Source organism: Rhizobium sp. C104, assembly GCF_022354505.1.
Taxonomy (GTDB): domain Bacteria; phylum Pseudomonadota; class Alphaproteobacteria; order Rhizobiales; family Rhizobiaceae; genus Rhizobium; species Rhizobium redzepovicii.
In genome coordinates this window covers 956,204-973,734 of record NZ_CP092348.1, presented here as the reverse complement: position 1 = coordinate 973,734, position 17,531 = coordinate 956,204, and the positions used below count along the sequence as shown (strand labels likewise).

The following is a 17,531-nucleotide window of genomic DNA, read 5'->3' as shown; positions in this document are numbered from 1 at the left end:
GACAGGGAGGATGACAGTGCAGGCGGAACCGGTGCTTGTGGCAGGATTGATCGAGGTGTGCCGCGCGACGATCGCGGCAAACAGCGATCACCTCTGCGCGCTCGATCGCGCCATCGGCGATGGCGATCACGGAACCAATATGCGGCGCGGCTGCGAGGCAGTCAGCGCCGAAGGCGAAAGCCTGTCCAGCCTGCCCTTCCCCGACGCCATGGAAAAGATCGGCCTGACGCTGGTGATGAATGTCGGCGGAGCGGCCGGGCCGCTCTACGGCACGCTGCTGATGGAGATCGGTCGCGAGCTTCGCAAAAGCGACGAGACGGCCGATTTTTCGCTGGTGCTGAAGCAGGCTATCGACGCCGTCGCGAGACGCGGTCGGGCGCATGCCGGCGACAAGACCCTGCTCGACGTGCTCTATCCCGTGCATGCCGCGTTAGCGAAGAGGTCTCCACTCGGTGACGTCGCCCGCAAGGCCGAACGCTCGGCCAACAGAACCGCCGCGATGAAGGCGATGCGCGGGCGCGCCGCCTATCTCGGTGACCGCTCGATCGGCCATGTCGATCCCGGCGCGTCGAGACTGCGCGCTGCTGACCACGGCAATCTGCCGCTATCTCGGGGAGCATCGTCCGCAATGAATGGAAAGACCGCAAATGTGGGTATCGTGATCGTCTCCCACTCGCCGCTGGTGGCAAGGGGTATCGCCGACATGGTCAGGCAGATGGTGGGCGACAGCGTGCCGCTCTCTTGGTCAGGCGGCAATGTCCATGGCGATCTCGGGACCGATGCCGGCGGCATCCTGAGAGCGATCGAGGCCGCCTGGTCCGAGGCCGGCGTCGCCGTCTTCGTCGACCTCGGCGGCGCCGAAACCAACAGCGAGATGGCGATCGAAATGCTGGGCCTTCCCCGCTCGGCCCTCGTCTCCATATGCAACGCGCCGCTCGTCGAAGGCGCCGTCATCGCTGCTGCCGAGGCGTCGGGGGGCGCGTCGCTGGCCAAGGTCGTCGCCACAGCCGAGGAACTGTCCCCCTGATGACACCAGGATTGCGTAGTGAAAAACAGGAGCCCGATCCATTGCACGTGAATTGCCAGACGGAGGTGGAAGTCAAGCACGGTGTCGGGCTGCACGCCCGCCCCTCCGTCACCTTCACGCGGCTTGCCAAGTCCTTCCCCTGTTCGATCGAGGTCGCCGTCAACGGCAGCGATATCTGGCTGAACGGCAAGAGCATCATCAAGATCATGGGCGCGAGAATCCGTAAAGGTTCGATCCTCAGGATCCGCGCCGACGGCATTCTCGCCGAAGAGGCGATCCGCGCGCTGAAGGAACTCATCGAGCGCAACTTCGATGAGGAAAAGAAGCATGGCCGAACCGCTTAGACTGAAAGCGAAGAGCGCATCCCCGGGCATCGCATCCGGCCCGGCCTTTCTCGCGGAGGAGCCGAAGGCTCCTTCCGCTGCCGAGCGGCCGGACGCCGCCCCTGCATCCCGAGCCGTCGGTGGATACAGCGCGCTGGAGAAGGCGATCGACATCTCGATCGGCGAACTCGAGCACCTTGCCGATGGAGCCGATGCCGAAAGCCGGGATATCATCGATTTCCAGATCGAGGTGCTGCGCGATCCGACGATCGCGGAAGCGACGGGCGCGCGCATGGAGGCCGACGAGAATGTCGTCTTCGCCTGGGTCGCCACCCTCGACGCCTATATCGGTGAACTCGAAGCGGCCGACGAAGAACAAATGCGGGCACGCGCCGTCGATATTCTCGACATCAAGAACCGCGTGCTCGGGGCGCTCGCCGGCACCCCGATCGCCGATTTCCCGCCCGGCTCGGTCTTCGTTGGGAAGGATATGGAGCCGAGCCGCTTTCTCGCCCATGACTGGTCGAAAGGCGGCGGCATCGCGCTGTTTGCAGGCAGCACCGCCGGCCACGTCGCCCTGCTTGCCAGGGCGAAATCAGTGCCGATGGTGGTCGGCACGGGCCGCTTTTCGGCAGCAGATGGAGATCCCGTTCGCGTGGATGGCGATGCCGGCACGGTCGTCCTGAAGGCCGGCGGCATGCTGATCCCCTTGCCGGCGCCCGCACGAACTCCTGCCACCGACAAGCAAACAGCAAGCGGCGAGCTACGCACGGCGGATGGCGTCCCGATCCTGCTCTCCATCAACATCAACGATCCTGCCGAGATCGGCGCGCTCGATCCGGCAACGGCAGGCGTCGGCCTGATGCGCTCGGAGTTTTCAGTTGCCTCGGTCGCCGATGCCGCCAACGAGGAACGACAGCTGGCAATCTATCGCCGCGTGCTGGAGCAGGCGGGCGAAAAGCCGGTAACGATCCGCATGCTCGATATCGGCGGCGACAAGCCGCTCGCCGGCCTGGAAGACCTGCCGGCTCTCGCCGCCTCGGGTCTGCGTGGTATCCGGCTGCTGCTTGCCCAGCCGGAAATTGCCCGCGTCCAGGCCCGCGCCCTACTGCGCGCCGCCGTCTTCGGCAGGCTGTCGGTGATGCTGCCGATGGTGACCTACCCTGATGAGGTCGACAGGATGCGCGAGCTATTCCGCGAGGAAGCCGAAAAGCTTGGCCGCCGTTCGCTTCCCCACCGGATGCCGCCGATCGGCATGATGGTGGAGGTGCCATCAGCCGCATTGATGCTCGACACGTTCGGCGCGGCGGCGTTCTTCTCGTTCGGAACCAACGATCTCACGCAGTATCTTGCCGCCTCCACGCGCGACTACATCGATGCCGATGCCGGCAAGACCGCACCCGCCGTGCTCCGGCTGATTGCTCAGGCTGTGAAGCTTGCCGCCGGCAAGCCCACCAGTATCTGCGGCGACATGGCCGGCAATCCCAGCTATCTGCCAGGGCTGCTCGCCGCCGGCCTTCGGCATTTTTCCGTGGCGCCGGCCCGGCGTCCCGCGATAAGATCGGCGATCATCGGCCTCAACGCCGATGGCACAAAGGCAGCCGGAGAATAGGATGGCGCGCGAAGACACCGAAGACGCCATTATCGCCTACAAGTCCATTCTGGCGCAGATCATCGACAACAGGCCATCGGGCACGCGTCAGCGCCTGGCGACGGCGCTTGGAAAACATCGCAGCTTCGTCACCCAGATCACCAGCCCGACCTATGCAACGCCGCTGCCGGCGCGCCATCTCGCGACCATCGTCCGCGTCTGCCATTTTAGCGCTGCCGAAGAGGAGCGCTTTCTCGAAGCCTATCAGGCCGCCCATCCCGGCAAGTTGCCGGATCTCGGCCATTCCGAGAAATTGCGACACCTGTCGCTAATGGTGCCCGACTTCGGTGACGACAGGAAGAATCGGCTGCTGGAAGAGGCGATCTCCGATCTGGTGCAGAAGATCGTCGCGATTTCAGGGGCGAGTGAGTAGTGGTGAGCAGGTTGACGTAACGTAATGCCTTTGGCCTTGGGAGGGGCTTGATGAAGAAGTTCATGAACACTGCGGAATCCATGGTCGCCGAAAGCGTCGAAGGCTTCGTGCGCGCCCATGAGGCCTTCGTGGTGTTCGGGCCTGAGCGCAGATGCATCCGCCGCCGCCATCTCACCCCTGGCAAGGTGGCTCTCATATCAGGCGGCGGCGCCGGCCATGAGCCGATGCATATCGGCTTCGTCGGCCAAGGCATGCTGGATGCCGCGTGCGTCGGCCATATCTTCACCTCTCCGACACCGAGCCAGATCATCGCCGCCATCGAAGAGGCCGATACCGGCGCCGGCTGCCTGCTCGTGGTCAAGAACTATGACGGCGATCTGATGAATTTCGAAATGGCGATCGAGATGGCCGGCGACCGCCACAACATCGACATGGTCGTCGTCAGCGACGACATCGAAACGTCGCGGATCGGCGAAGGCAGAGGCCGACGCGGCGTCGCCGGAACACTGATCGTCGAAAAGCTCTTGGGTGCAGCGGCCGAGCGCGGCATGCCGCTGGCCGAGTTGAAGCAGCTTGGCGAGGGGTTGAACACCCGCATCCGCTCGATGGGTGTGGCGCTGAACGGCGTGACGGTGCCGCAGACCGAGCGCACGACGTTTGCGCTCGGGCCTGGCGAGATGGAAATGGGCGTCGGCATCCATGGCGAGCCCGGCCATGCCAGGCAGCCCTTCGCAGCCTCCGACGCCATCATCGGCCATCTCTGCGAGACCATCGCCGGCGACATCGCGGCAGCGCCTCACGCAAGGGCACTGCTCTTCGTCAACGGCCTCGGCGGCACGCCGCCGGCCGAACTCTACCTGGCCTACAACGGCGCCCGCCGCTTTATCGAGGAAAGAGGCATCTCGATCGAGCGCTCGCTTGTGGGAACCTATGTCACTTCGCTCGACATGCAGGGCCTGTCCATCACCCTCGCCCTCCTGACCAACGAGGAGATCGCGCTGTGGGATGCCCCGGTGGCGACCGCAGCTCTAAATTGGCCGTAAAAGTTCCCCAGGCGTCAGAGGTAAAGCGCTGCCATCTTCCGCCATGCGCCGGCACGGTGGGCGCGACCATCCCACACATGCAGCTGATGGCCGACATTCTTGTCCGCGAGCAGCCGACTGAAATGCCGGTTGTTGTCGAGAAAAGGATCAGCATCGCCGATGGTGAGAACGATGTCGCGTCGCGCAGCCTGTCGAGCCGCCAGTCGCCGCCGAGACCGGGCAGGAAATGCATCGGCGTGTGGAAATAGACGCCGACGTCGTAATAGCCATCAAACAGGTCGCCGAAGGATTCCACCTTCATCGTCAGATCGTAGCGCCCGGAAAAGGCGACGAGCTTCCGGAAGAGATGCGGGTGGCGGAAGACGAGGCTTGCCGCCTGGAAGGCGCCGAGGCTGCATCCGTGCTGCACGATGGTCCAGTCATGCGGGTTCTTCGCCGCCATCAGCGGCAGCACCTCGTTGAGGATATAATCCTCCAAAGCGGCATGCCGGCGGATGCGATCGGCCGGATGGCGGTGGAAGCCGTAAAGGCTCTCGGTTGCCAGTCCCTCGATGCAATAAAGCTGGAGATGACCGGCCTGCAGCTTGTCTGCAAGGCTTGCGACCAGACCGAGCTGTTCATATTCGAAAAAGCGCCCTTCCCGCGTCGGAAAGACCAGCACCTTTGCGCCGGCATGGCCGAGCACCAGCATCTCCATGTCTCGATGCAGACGCTGACTGTACCAGCGCAGATATTCGCGGTTCATGGCACCCTGAAGAACTGTCCGATCTCGTCGCGGAGCACCGCTTCTTGCTCAGCACTTCCAGGGTAGTCGAAATGCCCGGCGTCCAGGATGAAGATTTCATTAAATTTCGGTATCGAATTGGCGACAGCGAACTGGCAGGGCGGCGCGACCGAAGGATCGAAAAGCGCCACCGCCGTCAGCATCGGCACCCTGATCCGCCGCGCGGCTGTCGCCGCATCGAAGAAGCGCAGCGTCTCCAGCACGTTTCCATGTTCCGCCTGATATTCCTGCACTCCTTGCGCACTGCCGGCGCTCGGCAGTTCGAGGCGCAGCGGCTGGTGCCCGAAGCTTGGAAGTGCGAGATGCCCGCGGTCGATGCGCGGATCATAAGCGATCGCCATCGCTCCGATACCGCCGCCGAAGCTGATGCCGCTATAACCGATATGCCCCGAGAGCCAGGGATAGAGAGCTGCGAGCGTCGAGACGGCAAGCCAGATATCCTCGACGCAGCCGCCGATGATATAGGAGTCCTTCTTGTCGATTTCGTGCAGCACGTGCCAGGAAGGATTCTGCGAAATCGGCGGATGGGCGCTGAGCGACAGCCCGCGGCAGCAGGGAAAGATCAGCGCCGTTTCCTCGACCGGCAGGTCGAAATCCGGCCGGTCGCGCCCGCCGTAACCATGGCCGACGACGAGACCGCGCCGCACCTGCCCGCCGCGCGGCAGGAGCAGCCAGCCGCCGATCCGGAACGCATTCGTAGAGAGATAGACGAGGTCGAGCACGTGCCAATCGGGATGGGTGAGCTGGCTCCGGGAAAGAACCGGCTGCGGATCGACCGTCAGCGCCTTTTGATAGCGTGCCTTCCAGAATGCGTCGAAACCATCAGGCTCCTCCGGCGGCTCGACCGCAAGGAGTTCCTCGAGCCGCATGCCGTAGGTCGGATCGAAGGAGAAGGGATGGGTTATGGGAATGCTCATCCGGACTTTGTCGCGTGAAAGCGCCCGGCGCGCAAGACGATGTGGCGGCACTTGCCCACCCGCTCTCACCAGCAGCGCTCATGCGCCCGCAGGCCAATAAGCCGATGTGAATTCCCCTAAGGGATCGGGCAGTGGTATTTATAGTGAGCCAAGGTCATCATCAGCTCGTCGCCCGTCGCCTCGCGTATGCCGGGATTTTCTTCGAGGAACGTGCATAGCGCATTGCCGATCGCTTCCGCCGTGGCCCCGGTTGGAATGCAGACGTTAACTCCAACGGCGATTGCAAAATGCGCCGAGTTCACCATCCTGCTGGGTGTGGGAGCGGCCTCGGTAAAAATGCGACGGGCGAGATACTCGTCACTATTCCATTTGTCCAACCAGCCGGCAACATACCCGACGACAAACTGCCGGGACCCGCTGCAATCAGAATAGAGAACGTCACCGCCAGATAATCCGGCGGGAATCTTTGCTGAAACCGTTGCCAACAGGGTGGCGATAAGAATGCCCGACATCACATCTCCCCAAGTCTCAATGGCGCGGAGCTTCGATCGGGAAAATGTCGGAAATGAGCTTCAAACGTGTCATCTTTTGTGCCGCATTCAAAAGTAGCAATGAGCGGCAATATGTGTGCGGTTACGAGGTCGACAAAACGCGGTGCAATCCCACGATACGCCCTCGCCTAAGGAGTTGGACGCACCGGATTCTCGTGATCGCCCGCCGTCAACCGCGGTCGAAACGGCTGACCTCAAGTCCGCTGCCAACCGGCAGCAGCACGCTTGAGATTCCCGGCCTGGCGCGGATGGCTTCGCCGTAGCGCCTTACATCCTCGCCCCGGGCCGGATCATATTGTCGGCGACGATGATCGCGCCCGAATTGAGCTTGGGATAGAAGGCCTCGAGGCAGGGAAGGTAGAGATCCTTCCAGAGATCCACGAGCACGAAGTCGATGCCCTCAGAAAGCGCGTCGATCATCTGGACGGCGTCGCCGACTTTGAACTCGACATGGTCGGCAAGGCCCGCCTTGACGGCCATATCGCGCGCATAGGCCGACTTGTAATCGTGCATTTCCATGGTGATCAGCCGGCCGCCTGAAGCGCGGGCGGCTTCCGCCAGCCATATCCCCGAATAGCCGAAGGAGGTGCCAAGTTCGAGAATGGTCGGCGCCCTGAGGCTCCTGGCGAGGATGTTGATGAACTGCCCGGTCTCCGGCCCGACCGCGCGCAGCCGCTGGTCCTGCCCTCCGTCGCGGCCGCCGGGAGGCAGCTCGCGCGGGCTGTTGCGCTCCGTGTCGATCATGCTGTGATAGATATCGAGCACTTCCTCGATCCTGTTGTCCATCGGCCCGCCCTTCTGTCTCGATTGTTGGCCGACATTGCCCGACCGAACGGGCTGCGAAAAGTTAAAGTTCGGCAATCATCGGGTTTTGCGGCCTCGCTGCGGTTGCACATGCCGCCGCGCTCCGCTACATCAAACCCGTCAATGGCCGGGTCACCCAGCCACGTAAGCGTTAACGTCACTCAACGCGTATGATCGAACGGCTTTGCGGCTTCGATCTGCGCGACTGTGTCCTGCGGATCGAGTTTCAAAAGCTCATGAGGACACATGGATAACAATCAATTCAAAGAGCAGACTTCACCGGCCCCCGGCATCGAGCGGGTGCGCCACGACACACGGCGGCGCACCCTAACGGTCGAAAGCGTCATCGACATCACCCCCGGCATGCGCCGCATCGCATTGAGCGGCGACGATCTCGCCGATTTCACCAGCCTTGCGCCCGACGACCACATCAAGATCTTTGTTCCCGCCGCCGATGGCGGAGAGAGCGCCGGGATTACACGCCGCGCCGCTATGACAATGCCGCGCGCAGATTGACCATTGACTTCGCCTTGCACGAGGGAGGTCCGGTCACGCAATGGGCGATCGGCGCACGCCCAGGCGACCGGCTCGAGATCGGCGGGCCAAGGGGCTCCGCCGTGGTTTCGAAGGCGGTGACGCGATGGTTGCTGATCGGCGACGAGACCGCGCTGCCGGCGATCGGCCGCCGGATCGAGGAGAGTGCGGCCGAAACTGCCATCACCGCGATCGCCGCCGTCACCGGCCCGCTGGAAGAGCAGAGCTTCGAGACCCGAGCGGACCTTGATATCCATTGGGCGCACCGGCCTCTCTCCGAGGCAACCGATGCCGCGGCACTGCTTAAACTGTTGAGCTTGATCGACATCAAGCCGGAAACCTTCGTCTGGGTCGCGGCGGAAGCCTCGGTGACACGCGAGATCCGCGCCCATCTGCTGGAACGGGGCTACCCGCTGAGCTGGATCAAGGCATCCGGCTATTGGGTATTCGGCAAGGCCGATACGACGGAGAAGTTCAGTTAACCCGTAGGACGCCGACGCTGGCCGCCGCTCCGGAAGCCGGAGCGACGGCCGGATACACTGTCAGAAAAGCAGCCGGATACACATTGCGATTTAATCGGATGCGATATATATGTATTCGTAAGCAACCAGAGCGTCGATAGGATTCCTATGCCCACCACCAAAACCGCGAAAAAGCCCGAGATGCCTGCACCCCCGCCCCAGGTGCGGACCGCCGTAAGCTTTCGACTTTCCTGTGCTTCGCGGTCTATTCGGCCAATCTCGCCTTCGGCCGCGCCTACAAGCCGGTCCTGGACGCACTGGGCCTGACCTATACCCAATATATCGCCATGGTGGCCCTCTCGGAGGATGACGATCAGACGGTGAGTATGCTGGGGAAAAACTGTTCCTCGAATCCAACACGCTGACGCCCATTCTCAAGAAGCTGGAGTCCTCGGGCTTTATCACCCGTCATCGCGACCCCGCCGACGAACGCCAAGTGCGTGTCAGCCTGACGCCGGCGGGGCGCGATCTTCTCGACACCGATCCCGGCTCTGTCCTGATCGACGCCGTCGGCCTCGGCGACGATTTCCCCATCGTGCAGAAATCGGTGACGCGGCTGCGCGACAACCTGCTGCGGGCGCGGGCGCAAAAACCATGATCGCGACACATGTCGACATTCGGTGACATGCCCGAGATCGCGATCGGCGCATTGATCGGGAATGGCAGCGTTCTTCTCGCCAGGCGAAGTTCGGAGCGCAGGACGCACCCGGATCGGTGGAGCCTGCCGGGCGGTCACGTCGAAGACGGCGAAGATGCCGAGACCGCACTGCGCCGCGAATTGCTGGAAGAAATCGGCGTGACGCCGCAGCGCTGGCTGTTTGCCGGAAAGTTCGTTTCGGAAAGCCCGCCTGGGGCATCCGCCATCTTCCATGTCTATCACGTCGACCGATGGCAGGGCTCTCCGCGACTTATCGGCGATGAACACACGGCGCTCAGATGGTTTACCGCCGCGGAGATAGAATGCGAAGCGGAACTGGCGCCGCCTCAGCTTGGTGAAATGCTCCTAAAGCTGCTCAGGCGGGAGTGACCCGCAAGACACGATGAAGGAGAGTGCATTCCCACCCTCCTTATTCCTGTGCTCGTCACAGGAATCCAGCCACCGCGCGTCCGCGCGGTGAACGACTCCTTTTTACCTTTAATATTCTCCCGCGCCCAAGGACTTGGGCGCACTGGATTCCTATGACAAGCACAGGAATGAAGGAGGACAAGTAGTGCGAACCCCAGCCTACAACGGGCACGACCGCGCCACCTCCGCAAGTGCGCCCTCCTCCATCATCTCGGCCGCTTTCGCGTAACCGCCGCCCATTCCATCGAGGAAATGCAGATGCGAATCCGGCCGGCCCGATGGCACGAGGCAGGTCATCAGCGCGTGAGACTGGCGGTGCAGACCGAAATCAATCTCGCCGCGTGCCCGGGCCGCAATGAGCATGGCTTCGACACTGTCGATCTGCTCCGGCGCGCAGTCCAGCGTCAGGCGCAGGCCGTCGTCGAACTTGCGGAAATCCGAATTGGAGGCAACGTCCGACCAGCGTTTCGCGCTGACCTGCTTTTCTCTTGCCATATTCGTCCCTCCGGACAGCGGATGAGACCGGCGCGGCGCGGCGTCGAAAACCGCGAGTACGCGTTTCGCCAGCGCCGCAAAGACTTCCGGGCGCGTCTGGTAGCGCGGCTCGACCAACAACGATAGTATCTCGCCGAGCTGGCTCGGGAACGGTGCCCAGTCGCAGCTCAAGCCCGTCAGGTCAGGCTTCATCGCATAACGGCCGGGCTTGACCAGAAGGCGTCCCTTCTTGAGCTGCTGTTCCGCCCATTTGAGCCCGCCTCCGGCAAACATCGCATAGGTCGCACTCTCGGAAGCGGCATAGCGCGCGATCCTGACGTCGCGCCCGTTCGCGCGGATTTCGCCGACGGTGACGAGCCCGACACGCAGGTCGAGATGAAGCTCGGCTTTGGCAAAGCCCGCGACATCACGCAAGGCCGATGTCGCGGCCATGATGCCGTTTTCCGGCAAGGCGAAGGCTGCTCCGTCTCCGCGAAACACAAAGGGAAAATCGAACGAACCCCAGGCATTGCCGAGAGCGGCGATGATCGATGCGCCGGCATAGTTGACGTCTTCATAGCGCCCCGATCGGATTGCCGCGGTCGAGCTGACGACGTCGGTGATGCCGATCAGCCAATCGTCAGGCAACGGCTCGTAGACATCGGGATCGAGCACAAGCGAAAACTCGTCATAGGCTTGGTGCGGCTCGGCCTGGCTGTTGATCATGGCGCATCCTCCGGATCGGCAGGTTGGACTGTTGGCTCAGAAACGGGTCTGCCGCCAATCGGCAGACCCCCGCTTGAAGGTGACGGCGCGAGGCCGGCCCTTCCCGTTCAGACGAGCCTGGTTTCGACGTCGATATTGCCGTGGACCGCCTTGGAATAAGGGCAGATGCCGTGGGCCGCCTCGATCAACTCCTGCGCGATCCCGCGATCGATGTCTGCCAGGCTGACATTGAGCCGTGCGCGCAGGAAGTACGAGCCGTTATCGCCGTTGAGCGTGATCTCTGCATCGACCTCGGGACCGGCTGGCAAGGTGATCTTCCGCTGCGCGGCGGCGAGTTCGATGGCGCCAATATAGCAGGCCGACCAGGCGGCGCCGAACAGGTTTTCGGCCGCCGGATGCGGCTGCGGCAGCTTGATGTCGAGCGTGCCGTCGCTGCTGCGTGCATAGCCGTTGCGGCCGCCGGCGATATGGGTCCTGCCGGCGAAAAGAAGCTTCTCAGTCATTGTCGTATCCTTCCGGTTTGATATTTTTAGCGTATCCGATTTAATCGGATGCGCTCTAATACGCCGAGCCGATTTTGATGTCAACATTATTCCGATTTAATCGGATGCGATTTATTATCCCCCATAGGGCTTGAGCCTGCCGTGCAGGCAGGCCCAAGCGGCGCATAGTCGCGTCTTGTCCGGGAACGAAGCCCTCTATAGGCTCTGCCTTAAGGCCCCGGGACTTGACGAGGAAGACGGAGAATTGAGATGTCCTCCATAGCCGAAGGCAATGCCGTGCAGTATGGCGACAGCCGCAAGCTCGCCGCCCGCGCCAGACTCCATACCGAATATACCATCGCCAAAACCGGCTGGTTTCCGTGGGTTGCCGGGCAGTTGCCCCTGAAACCTGGAGATCGCGTACTCGACGTCGGCTGCGGGCCGGCATGGTTCTGGGCGGCAACGGCAAGTCTGCTGCCGGAGGATCTACTTGTGACGCTGACCGACCTTTCGTCAGGCATGGTCGATGAGGCAGTGGCGCGCTGCAGCGCGCTGCCCTTCAGCTCCGTTCGAGGCTGCCGGGCCGATGCCGCCGCACTTCCCTTCGAAGACGGCGCCTTCGATCTGGTGATCGCCATGCATATGCTCTATCACCTGCCCGACCCGGCCGCCGGCATCGCGGAGATGGCAAGGGTCTTGAAACCGGGCGGCTTTCTCGCGGTCACCACCAACGGCATCGGCAATATGCGCGAGATCTATCGCCTGACGACCGTCTTCGGCAGCGCGCCGACCGATCCGGCCGCCGTAGCCTTTGGATATGACGCAGCCGAGCAAATGATGCGGACGCAATTCGGAAACGTCGCCATGTTGCAGTATCCGGCAAGCATGCGGATTACCGAGCCCGAAGATGTCTTCCTGGCCCTCACCTCCTATCCGCCCGGCGAAGGCGCCGGCGAGCCTCAACTCACCCGCTTCCGCCAAGCGATCGCCGATGCCTTCAGGCAAGGCAGCGGCGCACTCGATGTCAGCAGGGAGACCGGCCTGTTCCTCAGCAGGAAGCCAGTCTGATCGGATCACCACCTTTCAAGATGGCGACAGGCCGGTACAGGAGCGGCCCTCAGGCCTTCTCTTTATTCCTGACCTTTTCCTCTGGCTCCGCCGGTGCATCGGGCGTCGGGGCGAGCAGCTTGCGCAGTGATGCGATCTTGTCCTTCACCAGCGGCCGGAAGCGCGTCGCGCGATAAGGCATGTCGGCCGCGCCGTAACCTTCCGGCCCGTCGTCATTGCCGCGATGGATTTCCGCGAGCTTCACCCCGATGAATGTGCCGTCGACATAATGGGTATATTCCCCCACCCAGCGGATCGTATAGATCTCGCCTTTGCGGATGAGCTGGTCGATGCTGACGTGTTTGAAGGTATCATTGATGCACACGACCTTCTGGCCGACATGGAAATCGTAGCTCATGGATCTAACTCTCAAACGGCAATCCGCCCGGCAATCTATAGCGCGCCGGGCGGCCAGGATGAACCATTTTCTGCCAGCAGGCCTATTTGCCGCGACCACAGCCGCACCCGCGCCGCACGGTTCAAGGGGACAGATATTAGTCGCAATAGACCTTGCCGCTCTTGCGGGAACGAAGGTCGAAGTGGAAGTGGTTCCAGTGCTCCGGGTTGCTGCCGGGCCCGAGCACGGTGTTGAAATAGCGGCAGCTGTCAGTGCGCACCGCCTTCAAGAGCCGACCCTCGCGCAGCGAGAACAGGCCCTTTTTGCGCACATCGATCTCATGGCCGTTCTTCAGCACGAACTTGCCGACGTCGATGGCATTGCCGTGGGCGTGTTCAGACATCGGATTGTATCGCTGCCGGCTGTTGTTCATGCGGCGGCAGGAATAGCCGCCAAGAGGCTGGATCGTCCTGATGCCGCTCCAGTAGCGGTAGCGGGCTGACGGCGCCAACTCGTTCTTCACCCATTTGGCGAAGGCGAGCGTCACCTGACAGTTCAGCGTTACCGCCGGCTTGACACCGATACTGCCGGAAAGCCCCTTCAGCGATACCGGATAGGGCACCTGGCAGGCCGGCCCGTTCGAGATCGGCGGCTTCTCGTCGAAGAGCACGCCCATGCGCTTCAGCTCGCGCCGGCAGGCAAGCTCGGAGGTCGGCATGACGCTGGGATCGACGGGTGCGGCCGGTTCGCTCATCATCGGATTGTTCGGCCGCAACATCGCGACCTCTTCGCTTTCATCCTCTTCCGGAACGCGTGCCGGCGCCACCACAGGGCTGCCGTCGTTCCAGGCGGGCGCCCGGCTCATCTGTGCCTGTGCCGCCGGCTGCGGCATCGGCTGCGGTGCGGGCTGGCGTAGCGGCTGGTTCACCTGCTTAGGACTATCGGTGCCGATGCCGTCAACGACGGGCTCGGTCGCATTGCCCTCGGCGATCTGCTGCTGTTGTTCCTGCGCCAACCCGACGACCGGCTCTGCTCCAAGTTCGTCATCCATATTGACGCCACCGGAAGGGATCGCAAGGTTCTGCGTGCCGCCCCAGTTGCCGCTCGGCTGGCCCGCCGCCAGCGCCTCATCGCTGTCGATCATCGGCAGCCGCCCCCGCGCGCCGCCGGTTGGGAGGGCGCGGCATGACCGGTGCCGGCAAGGTTCGGCGTATTGAGGTAATCGACCGAGCCCTGGCTATTGCCGACCGGCGCATTGGAAACGGGATAGGAAGCCTGACTTTCCACCGGCGCCATGCGCACCGAGGGCGCCATGCGTGCCGCCGGCGCCCGTGCGGGCGAGATCGAGCTGACTCTGGTGCCGCTGTCGACATTGGCCGGCGGCACCAGCCCGTCGCTGATCGAACAGGTCGTCAGCGTCGCCGAGAGCAGCAGGGGCAAAAGGGATCGCCGAGGAAAGGAAACAAACGCCATACTCTTATCGCTTCCGCAGGCCGACTGGGCAGTGACAGAAAAAACTCACTCCAATTTTAATTAAAAACGGTGAATGAAAACTTACCGGCACAATCTGAACGCGACGGAGATGAAAAAGGCCGCTTTCGCGGCCTTTGATCTGTCGTTTAACTCACGCTGCCCGTGTGTACCGGGCTCCAGGCGATTGCCCTGCTCCGCGCAGCCGGAAATTCGAAAGAAGCGTCTCCAGCTGGGTACTTTCGTCGGCCAGCGTGCGGCTTGCCGCCGTCGTCTCCTCGACCATTGCGGCATTCTGCTGCGTCATCTGATCCATATGGTTGACGGAGCCGTTGATCTCGTTCAGCCCGGTCGACTGCTCGCGTGCCGCCGTAGCGATCGACGCGACGTGGTCGTTGACCTTGTTGACCAGCGAACTCGATCTCCAGCAGCGCCTCGCCTGTCGAGCGCACCAGTGCCACCCCGCCCTCGACCTCCGTCGCCGACCGGCTGATCAGTTCCTTGATCTCCTTAGCCGCATTGGCCGAACGCTGGGCGAGTTCGCGCACTTCCTGCGCGACGACGGCAAAGCCGCGGCCCGCCTCGCCTGCCCGCGCCGCCTCGACGCCGGCATTGAGCGCCAGCAGGTTCGTTTGAAAGGCGATCTCGTCGATAACCGAGATGATCTGGTTGATCCGGCTCGAAGATTCCTCGATCCGGCCCATCGCCGTTACCGCATTGCGGACGATCTCGCCGGAGCGTCCGGCGCTCGCCTTGGTCTCGGCCACCATCTCGCGCGCCTCGTTCGCCCGCTCGGATGCCGTCTTGACCGTGGCGGTGATCTCGTCGAGCGCTGCCGCCGTCTCTTCAAGGGCCGCCGCCTGCTGTTCCGTCCGCTTCGACAGGTTGCCGGTTGCTTCGCTGATATCGGAAGCGCTGTCGTTGACGACGCGGCTCGATTCGGCGATCGCGTGGATGACGCCGTTCAGCGCATCGACGGCGGCGTTGAAGTCACCCCTCAGCTTGGCGTAATCCTCGCCGATATCGCCGATCGCAACCGTCAGGTCGCCGCCCGCAAGCTTTTCCAGGCCGACGCCGAGCGCCTGCATCGCGAGTGTCTGCCGCTCGGAAGCCGAACGCAGGCTCGCCTCGTTGCCGCGGCGCTCGTCCTCGATCTGCCGCTGCCTTTCGTCTTCCCGGCCGCGCAGCGCGCTGCGCTCGTCGACGGAATCGCGCAGCACCAGCAGCGCCTTGGCCATCTGGCCGATTTCGTCGCGACGATCGCTGCCGGCGATCTCCACCGATGCTTCCTCGGCGGCGATCGCATTCATTGCCGTCTTCAGCCGGGCGATCGGCACGGTGACGCTGCGCACGATGGCATAGGCGATGGCAATCGTGGCGGCCGCACCGAGCAGGCAGAGCACCGCCGCCCAGATCGCATTCTGGCGATAGAGGGCGGCAAGGTCGTCGGCATAGACGCCGGTACCGACGATCCAGCCCCAGGGCTCGAAGCCGGCGACATAGGAATATTTCAACACCGGCTCGTCGGCGCCCGGCTTCGGCCAGTAATAGTCGACGAAGCCCTTGCCGTCCTTCTTCACCTTGTTGACGAATTCGACGAACAGGAACTTGCCGTTCGGATCCTTCATCTGCGAAATGTCGGTGCCATTCAGTGCCGGCTTGATCGGATGCATCACCATGGTGGGATGCATGTCGTTGATCCAGAAATAGCCGTCGGCGCCGTAGCGCATCGCGCCGATCACGTCTTTGGCGGCTGCCTGAGCCTGCTCGCGGGTCATCGTGCCCGCCTGCTCCATCTTGTAATATTTGTCGAAGATGCCGATCGCCGTCGCCTCCATCTTCTCCAACCCCGCCTTCCGCTCCGCTTGAAGCTCGGAATAGGAATAGTTCAGAAAGAACACCATCGTTGCTGCGAGCACGGCAAGCGTGAAGCCGACGAGGCAGTAAAGGCGTGTGGAAATCTTGATGTTGCGCATGAGGTTCCCGGCGAGTCTTCTATGTGAAATCGTTCACATACTGGCCCATCAGAATTACTGGAGCGTAAAGTTTGATTAGAAGACAATTAAATAACGTAAGGGAGGTATTGGCTTTAATATTCAACCAATTGAAATTGAATGGAATTTGGATCGGTGCCCGGTTCGGCATCTTTCGGCCGCCGTCTACCCCAAGGATCTGGTCCGGCAGTCTTTTACAGCCTCCAGCCTTTGCACTAGGGTACTCATCAGTGAATCGCCGGTCCATGACCCGCACCAGATGGAGAACCCTTGATGACCGATGCCGCCAAGCCGAGAGGCGAACTGACGCTGCGCACGCTCGCCATGCCGGGTGATGCCAACCCGGCCGGCGATATCTTCGGCGGCTGGGTCATGGCGCAGATGGACCTTGCATCGGGTATCCGCGCCGCCGAGCGCGCCAGGGGCCGCGTCGTCACTGCCGCCGTCAAGGAGATGGCCTTCGAACTGCCGGTCAAAATCGGCGACACGCTGTCGGTCTATACCGACATCGAGCGCGTCGGCCGCACCTCGATCACGCTGATCGTCGAAGCTTGGGCGCATCGTGCCCGTTACGCCAAGATGGAGAAGGTTACCGCCGCCACATTCATCATGGTGGCGCTCGACGAAGAGGGCAAACCGAAGGCCGTCCCCGAGGAGTAACACTCTCGAAACCGAGGGATAAGGCATGGAAACGGTCAGCGCGCCGGAAGTCTTCCTTCACATCAAGGTGGTGATGGGCATGGTCATCAGCCTTTCGCTTGCCAGGCTGCTGACCGGCGTTGCCGGCATCGTCCAGCATCCCGGCAAGGCGAAAGTCTATGCCGTCCATCTCGGCTGGGCGCTCTCCCTGTTCCTCTTCATCATTCACATCTGGTGGTGGGAATATCGCCTGCAGGCCGTGCCTGCGATCGGCTTCGGCATCTATCTCTTCCTCGTCTGCTTCTGCAGCCTGTTCTTCCTGCTCTGCGCCCTGCTCTTCCCGGCGAGCCTCGATGAATATGGCGGCTACGAGGAGTATTTCATTTCCCGGCGCAAATGGTTCTTCGGCATCCTCGGCCTGATCTATGCCGTCGATATCCTCGACACGGCGATCAAGGGGCCGGAACGCATCCTCTCGCTCGGCTGGGAATATCCCGCCCGCAACATCGTCTACATCCTGCTGTGCGTCCTCGCCGCCTGGACCCCCAACCGCCGCTTCCACACCGGCTTCATCATCGCCAACCTGGTCTATCAGGTCAGTTTCATCTTCCGGCTCTATGATGTGCTGGGGTGAGGAGCGATCGGGAGCGGCCCGAGCAATCGATCCAGTGAATCGATTGCAGCGACGAACGCCCTGAGCCCAAGCGA

General features: G+C 62.5%; 14 protein-coding genes and 7 pseudogenes. 12 read left to right on the top strand and 9 right to left on the bottom strand.

Annotated elements, in window-relative coordinates:
• Nucleotides 1-10: 10 nt before the first annotated feature.
• The 6 genes and pseudogenes from dhaL to MF410_RS05945 all read left to right on the top strand — a co-directional run bounded on the left by dhaL (nt 11) and on the right by MF410_RS05945 (nt 4,417).
• A pseudogene (gene dhaL, locus MF410_RS05970) lies at nt 11-632 on the top strand (dihydroxyacetone kinase subunit DhaL).
• Nucleotides 629-1,027 (top strand): dihydroxyacetone kinase phosphoryl donor subunit DhaM, encoded by a 399-nt coding sequence (dhaM, locus tag MF410_RS05965; protein ID WP_097625838.1) that lies wholly within the window; start codon nt 629-631, stop codon nt 1,025-1,027. The pseudogene dhaL and the gene dhaM overlap by 4 nt, the downstream one beginning before the upstream one ends.
• Entirely contained in the window at nt 1,027-1,371 is a 345-nt protein-coding gene (locus MF410_RS05960; protein ID WP_097625839.1) for an HPr family phosphocarrier protein, read from the top strand. Before dhaM ends, MF410_RS05960 begins: the two co-directional genes overlap by 1 nt.
• The gene (locus tag MF410_RS05955) at nt 1,355-2,962 is read left to right on the top strand and encodes a putative PEP-binding protein (RefSeq protein ID WP_239620263.1); all 1,608 of its coding nucleotides are present in this window, start codon (nt 1,355-1,357) and stop codon (nt 2,960-2,962) included. Before MF410_RS05960 ends, MF410_RS05955 begins: the two co-directional genes overlap by 17 nt.
• A gap of 1 nt (nt 2,963) precedes the next feature.
• Nucleotides 2,964-3,374: a hypothetical protein gene (locus MF410_RS05950; RefSeq protein ID WP_097625841.1), complete on the top strand. Its 411-nt coding sequence runs from the start codon at nt 2,964-2,966 to the stop codon at nt 3,372-3,374.
• A gap of 50 nt (nt 3,375-3,424) precedes the next feature.
• Nucleotides 3,425-4,417, top strand: a complete 993-nt coding sequence (locus MF410_RS05945; protein WP_097625842.1) for a dihydroxyacetone kinase subunit DhaK — start codon at nt 3,425-3,427, stop codon at nt 4,415-4,417.
• Nucleotides 4,418-4,431: 14 nt separating this feature from the next.
• On the opposite strand, the pseudogene MF410_RS05940 reads toward MF410_RS05945, so the two are convergent.
• The 4 genes and pseudogenes from MF410_RS05940 to MF410_RS05925 all read right to left on the bottom strand — a co-directional run bounded on the left by MF410_RS05940 (nt 4,432) and on the right by MF410_RS05925 (nt 7,455).
• A pseudogene (locus tag MF410_RS05940) lies at nt 4,432-5,162 on the bottom strand (alpha/beta hydrolase-fold protein).
• Nucleotides 5,159-6,118, bottom strand: coding sequence for an acetylxylan esterase (locus tag MF410_RS05935; protein ID WP_097625843.1), 960 nt, complete (start codon nt 6,116-6,118; stop codon nt 5,159-5,161). The pseudogene MF410_RS05940 and the gene MF410_RS05935 overlap by 4 nt, the downstream one beginning before the upstream one ends.
• A gap of 116 nt (nt 6,119-6,234) precedes the next feature.
• Nucleotides 6,235-6,630: a Rap1a/Tai family immunity protein gene (locus tag MF410_RS05930; RefSeq protein ID WP_097625844.1), complete on the bottom strand. Its 396-nt coding sequence runs from the start codon at nt 6,628-6,630 to the stop codon at nt 6,235-6,237.
• 208 nt (nt 6,631-6,838) lie between these two features.
• Nucleotides 6,839-7,455: pseudogene (locus MF410_RS05925) on the bottom strand (DUF1442 domain-containing protein).
• 264 nt (nt 7,456-7,719) lie between these two features.
• On the opposite strand from MF410_RS05925, the pseudogene MF410_RS05920 reads away from it, so the two are divergent.
• The 3 genes and pseudogenes from MF410_RS05920 (at nt 7,720) to MF410_RS05910 (ending at nt 9,555) form a co-directional block, all read left to right on the top strand.
• A pseudogene (locus tag MF410_RS05920) lies at nt 7,720-8,489 on the top strand (siderophore-interacting protein).
• Between the two features lie 180 nt (nt 8,490-8,669).
• Nucleotides 8,670-9,126 (top strand): annotated as a pseudogene (locus tag MF410_RS05915) (MarR family transcriptional regulator).
• A gap of 27 nt (nt 9,127-9,153) precedes the next feature.
• A complete protein-coding gene (locus MF410_RS05910; protein ID WP_097626054.1) occupies nt 9,154-9,555 on the top strand; it encodes an NUDIX domain-containing protein in 402 nt (133 codons plus the stop codon).
• Nucleotides 9,556-9,753: 198 nt separating this feature from the next.
• Here MF410_RS05910 and MF410_RS05905 read toward each other — a convergent pair whose 3' ends face one another.
• Nucleotides 9,754-10,794: a DUF3095 family protein gene (locus MF410_RS05905; protein WP_097625848.1), complete on the bottom strand. Its 1,041-nt coding sequence runs from the start codon at nt 10,792-10,794 to the stop codon at nt 9,754-9,756.
• Between the two features lie 107 nt (nt 10,795-10,901).
• Nucleotides 10,902-11,297, bottom strand: coding sequence for an Ohr family peroxiredoxin (locus MF410_RS05900; protein WP_097625849.1), 396 nt, complete (start codon nt 11,295-11,297; stop codon nt 10,902-10,904).
• 249 nt (nt 11,298-11,546) lie between these two features.
• Here MF410_RS05900 and MF410_RS05895 point away from each other — a divergent pair, with 249 nt between their 5' ends.
• Nucleotides 11,547-12,344: a class I SAM-dependent methyltransferase gene (locus MF410_RS05895; protein WP_097625850.1), complete on the top strand. Its 798-nt coding sequence runs from the start codon at nt 11,547-11,549 to the stop codon at nt 12,342-12,344.
• A 49-nt stretch (nt 12,345-12,393) separates the two neighbouring features.
• Here MF410_RS05895 and MF410_RS05890 read toward each other — a convergent pair whose 3' ends face one another.
• The 3 genes and pseudogenes from MF410_RS05890 to MF410_RS05880 form a co-directional block, all read right to left on the bottom strand.
• Nucleotides 12,394-12,741 (bottom strand): CAP-Gly domain protein, encoded by a 348-nt coding sequence (locus MF410_RS05890; RefSeq protein ID WP_097625851.1) that lies wholly within the window; start codon nt 12,739-12,741, stop codon nt 12,394-12,396.
• 136 nt (nt 12,742-12,877) lie between these two features.
• A pseudogene (locus MF410_RS05885) lies at nt 12,878-14,193 on the bottom strand (extensin family protein).
• A 151-nt stretch (nt 14,194-14,344) separates the two neighbouring features.
• A pseudogene (locus tag MF410_RS05880) lies at nt 14,345-16,166 on the bottom strand (methyl-accepting chemotaxis protein).
• A gap of 291 nt (nt 16,167-16,457) precedes the next feature.
• Between MF410_RS05880 and MF410_RS05875 the strand changes: the two are divergent.
• Entirely contained in the window at nt 16,458-16,844 is a 387-nt protein-coding gene (locus MF410_RS05875) for an acyl-CoA thioesterase (RefSeq protein ID WP_097625854.1), read from the top strand.
• Nucleotides 16,845-16,869: 25 nt separating this feature from the next.
• Nucleotides 16,870-17,457: a hypothetical protein gene (locus tag MF410_RS05870; protein WP_097625855.1), complete on the top strand. Its 588-nt coding sequence runs from the start codon at nt 16,870-16,872 to the stop codon at nt 17,455-17,457.
• Nucleotides 17,458-17,531: the final 74 nt, after the last annotated feature.